General features: G+C 47.1%; 4 protein-coding genes. All 4 read left to right on the forward strand.

From position 1 onward, the window contains the following. The coding region (locus HMPREF9443_RS04635) for an AEC family transporter (protein WP_009145359.1) at positions 1–903 on the forward strand (903 nt) is incomplete at its 5' end. A gap of 92 nt (positions 904–995) precedes the next feature. Beyond that, positions 996–2,399 carry an FAD-binding oxidoreductase gene (locus HMPREF9443_RS04640; RefSeq protein ID WP_009145360.1) on the forward strand — a complete coding sequence of 468 codons (1,404 nt, stop codon included), beginning with the start codon at positions 996–998 and terminating at the stop codon, positions 2,397–2,399. Between the two features lie 208 nt (positions 2,400–2,607). Further along, positions 2,608–2,895 (forward strand): LysM peptidoglycan-binding domain-containing protein, encoded by a 288-nt coding sequence (locus tag HMPREF9443_RS04645; protein ID WP_009145361.1) that lies wholly within the window; start codon positions 2,608–2,610, stop codon positions 2,893–2,895. Between the two features lie 253 nt (positions 2,896–3,148). Then, complete coding sequence (locus HMPREF9443_RS04650) at positions 3,149–3,577, forward strand: hypothetical protein (RefSeq protein WP_009145362.1); 429 nt, start codon at positions 3,149–3,151, stop codon at positions 3,575–3,577. The last annotated feature ends 53 nt before the right edge of the window (positions 3,578–3,630 follow it).

Consider the following 3,630-nt stretch of genomic DNA (forward strand, 5'->3'; position numbering starts at 1 on the left):
TTAAAAATGTCCTTGACAAAGGGTACGGTTTATTTAGAGCTCAGGGGCTGGTTCAGCGAGGAAAGTGTGGCGCTGATTTCGCGTCTGGTGAATTATGTATGCCTGCCTACATATATGCTGACCAATATTTTGGGGCAGTTTAAGCATGACCAGCTTATCACGCTTTCACATGGCCTGATTGTACCGGTTATTTCGATGCTGGCAGGCTATTTTATCAGCAGGCTGCTCGGACGTCTGATAGGTGTTCCGCGGGAGCACAGAGGAATTTTTTCTATCTGCGTCAGCTTTTCCAACACAATTTTTATCGGCCTGCCGTTAGGTATAGCCTTGTTCGGTGATGCCGGCGCTCCTTATATTATGATTTACTACATGGTAAACACAACACTTTTCTGGACTATCGGCTTTCATGATTTGGCAAGCAGCAATGGCGTAACCATGCCGCTTTTCAGCCGTAAGACACTGAAAAGCATTATGTCGCCGCCGCTTATGGGCTTTATGCTGGGCGTAGTGATGGTACTGTTGGAATGGAATCTGCCTGAGCCGGTATTCAAGTCCTTTCATTATCTGGGAAGCATGACTACGCCGCTGGCGATGCTGTTCATCGGTATTGCCATGAGCAAAACCCGTTGGGAAGAAATTGCCGTAGGCAAGGAGCTGGTAGTTGCTATGCTGGGACGCTATTTAATCTGTCCTTGGATAGTTTTCCTTATCCTGCCGTTTTTCCATCTGGAGCCAATGATGGAAAAGGTATTTGTAATTATGGCGGCCATGCCGGCGATGACCAATACGGCGATTGTGGCCAAAGGCTATGGCGGCGATTATAAATATGCTGCCATGCTGACGGCGGTAAGCACGGTGCTGGCGGTCTTTGCAATACCGTTTTATATGTGGCTGGTACACTGAAAAAGATTTGCTGTTATAAATGTCGCTGTTTGTGATAAAATAAGCATAGAGTGGTTTAAAATATAAATGTTGCAAATGAGGAGGACTGAATTATGGAGTATAACAAGCTGTCTGACGAAATAATTGCCAAGCTGCAGGCCTTGGTCGGCGTGCAGAATGTAGTGACGGATGCAGGGCAGATGGAAATATATTCCCATGATGAAGTAACTGACCCGGCCTATCATCATATGCCTGAGGCTGTCGTATTTGCGGAAAATGCACAGCAGGTGGCAGCTGTGGTCAAACTGGCGAATGAATATATCTTCCCGGTTGTGCCACGCGGCGCAGGCACAGGTCTTGCCTGCGGTGCAGTGCCCATTTACGGCGGTGTAGTGCTTTCGCTCGAAAAGATGAATAAAATTATCGAGGTTAATGCCGATGCTATGTACGCAGTTGTAGAGCCGGGTGTGCGCACCTCGGATTTGCAGGCTGCGGCTGAAGCTAAGGGAGCCTTTTATGCAGGCGACCCCTGCAGCGGGGATTCCTGTTTTATCGGCGGCAATGTGGCAACCAATGCCGGCGGCAACCGCGCGGTTAAATACGGTACTACGCGTCATCAGGTATATGCCGTTGAGGTGGTAAGTCCTACCGGCAAGATTGTGCAGCTGGGAGCACGCCTGCAAAAGCAGACTACAGGCTATTGCCTGGAGCAGCTGATAATCGGCAGTGAGGGCACTCTTGGTATCATTACACAGATTACAGTGAAACTGCTGCCGTTGCCTAAGTACAGCATGGATCTGCTGGCGGTTTTTGAATCCCCTGAGGATGCTATAGGCACGGTAAACAAGCTGATTATGGCCGGTATTATGCCTACTTGCGTAGAATACATGGATAATATCACTATCAAATCCGTAGAGCGTTATCTCGGTACAACGCTGCAGGGCAGTGACAAGGGCAATTATCTTATCGTAGAAGTGGAAGGCACCAGCGAGGATGACTTGGATGAAAAGGCGTGTACGATGGATGAAATTTGCTCGGAAAACGGTGCCGGCGATGTGCTGGTAGCGGAGCACGATAAAATTTGGCAGGCACGCAAGGCCTTCGCCGAAGCAGTGCGTGCGGAAAGTCTGATTGTCTGCAAGGAGGACGTTGTCTGCCCGGTAGATCATGAGCCTGCGCTGCTGGCGGAAATTTTGCGTCTGGCCGATAAATATCAGCTGGTAACACGCATTGCCAGTCATGCCGGTGATGGTAATATCCATCTGAATATCCTGAAGCAGGAGCAGGAGAATTATGCGGACTGGGATGCCAGAGTCAAAGCCAACCAGCAGGAGCTGTACCGCTTTATTTACGCACACGGCGGTCGCTTGAGCGGTGAGCATGGCATTGGCTATAAACGCAAACAGCTGATGGAAGAATTCACTAATCCTGATGAGCTGGAAATGATGCGGGCTATTAAAAAAGCCTTGGATTCCAATAATATTTTGAATCCGGGCAAAATTTTCGATATAGAGTAGCATATATTAAGCAAAAGGGCATTGCCAAGAGGTGATGCCTTTTTTGCTGCATTGATTTTTTATATATAACGCATAAACTATATTGATGTTTGGAAATACGTTCGCAAAGAATCGGTAAACAACAAACAAAAATTCATAAAAGTGTTGACAAAGTTTGCGCTGCACACTATAATATAAGCAAACAGGAATTTATTGGGTGGTGATAGATATGAAAAAGTTTTTAAGTATTATCTGCTGTGCTTGTTTCTTTTATGCCGGATATAGTGCTGTGTTTGCTGACGAACCTGTTTATAAGGAATATACGGTGACTGTCGCTGAGGGCGAAACGCTGTGGGAAATTGCCGGTCGTCATACAGAAGCGCGTGAGGATGTGCGGGAGGTTATTTTCCGCATCGAACAGGCGAACAAACTTAACTCTAAGCATATTTATCCCGGTCAGGTTTTGAAGGTGCCGCTGCGCGTTCATGATAACGGGCTGATGGTAGCGGAAAGATAAATGAGAATATAATATATAATAAGCAAAATGATAAGGGCTGTTGTATCTGCAGGGTGGTACAACAGCCTTTGGTGCTTTCAATAAAGTATAACTCAGCAAGAACATCAGTATTATGATCTTTAAGGATACGGTTCGGCAGTGGGAAATGCGAGTTCCGGGCAGTAACAATCTCGTTACTTTAATTTCACAGAATGCTTGCAAGGCTTTTGACGATGCTTGTCGAATATAGTAAATATTCGAGGAGGTATGCGTTATGAGAAATAAGAAATGGATTGCGGCAGCACTTGTGTGCGGTTTTGTTTTAGGTAACAGTATGCCTGCGGCGCAGGCTGGTATTTTGGATAAGGTCCTGAAGGGCGGCGTTATCGGCTATGCTGTAGATGCTACCGCTCCGGCATTGAATAATGCAATTAACTCTGTAACGGCCAAGTATGGTGTAAGCTCGACGGATGCTACGAAGGTAGTACCTGTTATTTCTGTCGGTGACGGCAGCCGTGCCGGTGCGGCACAGGTTTCCGGCCCGCAGTCAAAGGTTGACCAGGTGAAGGCGGCGCTGATGATTGAGCAGACACTTTTGGGAGTACGCTGCAAAGTGCTGATTCCGGTAGACAATGTGTCCTATCAAAATGTTAACCGTGTGCAGGGCGTTGGCGTGAGCGCTTCTCTGGACGTAAAGCTTTAAGAAGAGTGAAATAAGACATAAAAAAGAGGCTGGGACAAAACCACCCTCTCAAA

Origin of the sequence: Phascolarctobacterium succinatutens YIT 12067, assembly GCF_000188175.1 — a bacterium.
GTDB lineage: Bacteria > Bacillota > Negativicutes > Acidaminococcales > Acidaminococcaceae > Phascolarctobacterium_A > Phascolarctobacterium_A succinatutens.

Coding starts and splice junctions, on each gene's coding strand:
- HMPREF9443_RS04650 (WP_009145362.1), top strand. CDS start 3,149: ATGAGAAATAAGAAATGGATTGCGGCAGCACTTGTGTGCGGTTTTGTT.
- HMPREF9443_RS04640 (WP_009145360.1), top strand. CDS start 996: ATGGAGTATAACAAGCTGTCTGACGAAATAATTGCCAAGCTGCAGGCC.
- HMPREF9443_RS04645 (WP_009145361.1), top strand. CDS start 2,608: ATGAAAAAGTTTTTAAGTATTATCTGCTGTGCTTGTTTCTTTTATGCC.